This window comes from Flectobacillus sp. (assembly GCF_049240685.1).
Classification (GTDB): domain Bacteria; phylum Bacteroidota; class Bacteroidia; order Cytophagales; family Spirosomataceae; genus Flectobacillus.
The window spans coordinates 1-2,783 of sequence record NZ_JBMLSD010000449.1 but is presented as its reverse complement, the minus strand read 5'-3'; the positions used below and the strand labels follow the sequence as shown (position 1 = coordinate 2,783).

Sequence of the window (2,783 nt, the reverse complement as noted above, 5' to 3'; positions counted from 1 at the left end):
CCAATGCCCATCGCTGAAAGCACTTTGCTTATCACAGGTCTGATTTTACTTTGCATTACTACTTAGCTTCATTTTTCTTGTAAAACAAAAAGCGAATTTTAGTTAGTGTATCAACAACCTTCTCTTAGGTATGAAAAAATATTTGTTTAAAGTATCCATCTTGGGATTAGCACTGACCTTTGGCTTGGCTAGCTGTCAGAGCGAGTATCTCAACCCTAGTTCGGCTAGTGAAACACAAGTAGTAAACGACCCGAACGGCCTCATTGCTTTATGTAATGGTTTGCAATATCGATTCACGGTTTCACGTACAAGCCCTATTTATGCCTCTGTTACGGCAGCTGGACTTACCACCAAGTCGCTAACAGTGCTCAACGCTGGGAATGCCGATGAAGATTTCTTACAAAAAGGTGGAGCAAACGTCACAGAAACCAATAGCGTGGTTAGAAACCTTTGGGAACAGTCCAATCTGGTAAAAGCCAACGCCGACCTTATTCTGAATAATGTATCCAAGGTAAGCGACCCAGCTTTGAAAGCTTATATTACAGCTCATGCTTCCATTTTTAAAGCTATCTCGTTGGGGACTATTGCTCAATTCTTTGAGAAAGCCCCAATAAAAGTCGCCGAAAATGCGGTTTTTAACACTCGACAAGAAGTTTTGCAGGAAGCCGTATCCTTGTTAGAATCTTCGGCGAGTGCTGTAGCGTCGACTACCGCTCCTACTACCTTTACCAATCGTATCGTGGGAGGAATTGACTATGTAAATACAGCTTATGCTTTGGCTGCACGTTATTATCTCATGCTAGGCAACAACGACAAAGCCTTGGAAATGGCAAATAAAGTAGATTTGTCTAAAAAATCTGAATTTAAGTTTGACGAACAAAGCCGTAATCCCATTTTTGAAACAGCCCTGAGTAATATCAACGTGTATCAACCAATGGACCTTAATATGGGCTTACCTGCAAGCCTAGCACCAAACACAGCCGACAAACGTATTGATTTCTACTTTACTTCTCGTTCTGCTATTTCGGGTGTCTTTCGTGGCAAAGGCTTCTTTACAGCCAATAGCGCTTCTATTCCTGTGTATTTACCTGGCGAAGTTAGCTTAATCAAAGCAGAGGCTTTTGCCAGAAAAAGTGATTTGACTAATGCGATTGTTGAGTTAAATAAGGTTTTGACCAAAACAACCGATGTATGGGGCTTAGGGGCAGGGTTATCTGCTTATGCTGGAGCGAATACCCAAGAGGCTGTCTTAACTGAAATTTACCGTAACAGACGCATCGAGTTGTTTATGTCTGGCTTGGACTTAGAAGATTCGCGTAGATTTGCACGACCAGGATTTGACAAAGGAGCAAGTGCTGAGCGTTCTCGCAATTACTATCCGTATCCAAGCACCGAACGCTTGAACAACCCTTCAACCCCAAGCAACCCTGATAATTAATACCTTGGAGGATTAGTTGGAGTGCTGAACTGTGAGTTATGAGTTGTGAATCACGAGATTAAATTCATGATTACCAACACATTACCTCATTCATTTTTCAATTTTTAGTACTCGGCTATCGGCCTTGGGCAAAAACAATTTAACACTCTTTGCCTTGTGCCAGTTGCCTTCAACATTTACCTTTAATCAACACAACTAAATAACAAGACTCAAAGGGGTAAGCCTTTGGCTACCCTTTTGAAGTTTTGAATAATAAAGATTTGATACAAAAACAAAACAGGATGTAACACCTTTATTGGCTAATTTCTTTTTATAGAGTCTATACAAGTAATAATACAAAATTAGATTAAAAAACGATAGCGCTTTCAGCTAGGGATATTCAGCAAAAACCTACTTTAGGTTTCTAAAAAAATCTAAAAATATTGACACAAGCCCTATTACCTTACAACCTAAATCTAATTTTGCCAAGATACTTTATCGTTTACCTCAACTATAAAATTTTCCTAATTGGTTCCGCATTCAGTTTACCCAAACCTATGGCTATTTTGGCTGAAGCAAAGGCCTCTATTCATTTATCATCCGTATTGAAAACCTCGACATAACCTTTATTCATCAATACCAAATAGATAAATAATTTGCTCATCAGCCCAAGTATGCTCGTTATTCATTACCTACGGTTTGCTTTATTTTTGATAGATACAACTCTTTTTTCATTTCTGTATTTAGTCACTTCTTGTTGTTGATTAATGCTACCAATCGTGTATCGTATTTCATATTTCATTTAAACCATACACAATGACTTTTTAAATCCATAACAACCAATTTTTATTCATGAAACAACAATTACTCAACAAACTAACATGGCTCTTTTTATGTGTTATGCTAGGAACAGCGCCATTGAGTTATGCCCAAGACAGACAGGTGACGGGTAAAGTTACCAATGCAGAGGATAATGCTAGTTTAGCTGGTGTCAGTATCAGTATAAAAGGAACCAGTAGAGGCGCCAGCACAGGAGAAGATGGTAGCTTCAAGATTTCGGTCAATGATAACGCTATTTTGGTTTTTAGTTTTCTAGGATTTGAAAAACAAGAAATCAAAGTTGGTAAACAATCCAAAATTGATGTTCAACTAAAAGCTAGCGTTTCGGCGCTTGATGAGGTGGTAGTAACCGCCTTGGGTATCAAACAAGAAAAAAGAGCGTTGGGTTACTCGGTACAGGACGTAAAGGGGGATGAAATCTCAAACACAGGCCGTAGCAACTTCTTGATGGCCATGCAGGGTCGTGTGGCGGGTCTTACGATGACCCCCACAACAGGTTTGCCTGGTGCATCGGCACAAGTACAGC

2 protein-coding genes are annotated in these 2,783 nt (G+C 39.6%); both read left to right on the top strand.

The window, feature by feature from the left end; all coding sequences use genetic code 11:
* The first annotated feature begins 130 nt into the window (after window positions 1-130).
* Window positions 131-1,438 (top strand): RagB/SusD family nutrient uptake outer membrane protein, encoded by a 1,308-nt coding sequence (locus ACOVQ4_RS20645; protein ID WP_421822498.1) that lies wholly within the window; start codon window positions 131-133, stop codon window positions 1,436-1,438.
* Between the two features lie 831 nt (window positions 1,439-2,269).
* Window positions 2,270-2,783, top strand: a 514-nt coding sequence (locus tag ACOVQ4_RS20640) for a carboxypeptidase-like regulatory domain-containing protein (protein WP_421822497.1), incomplete at its 3' end; no start/stop codon positions are given.

What these genes read in the sequence shown, in the direction of transcription:
- ACOVQ4_RS20645 (WP_421822498.1), top strand. Translation starts at nt 131, where the DNA reads ATGAAAAAATATTTGTTTAAAGTATCCATCTTGGGATTAGCACTGACC.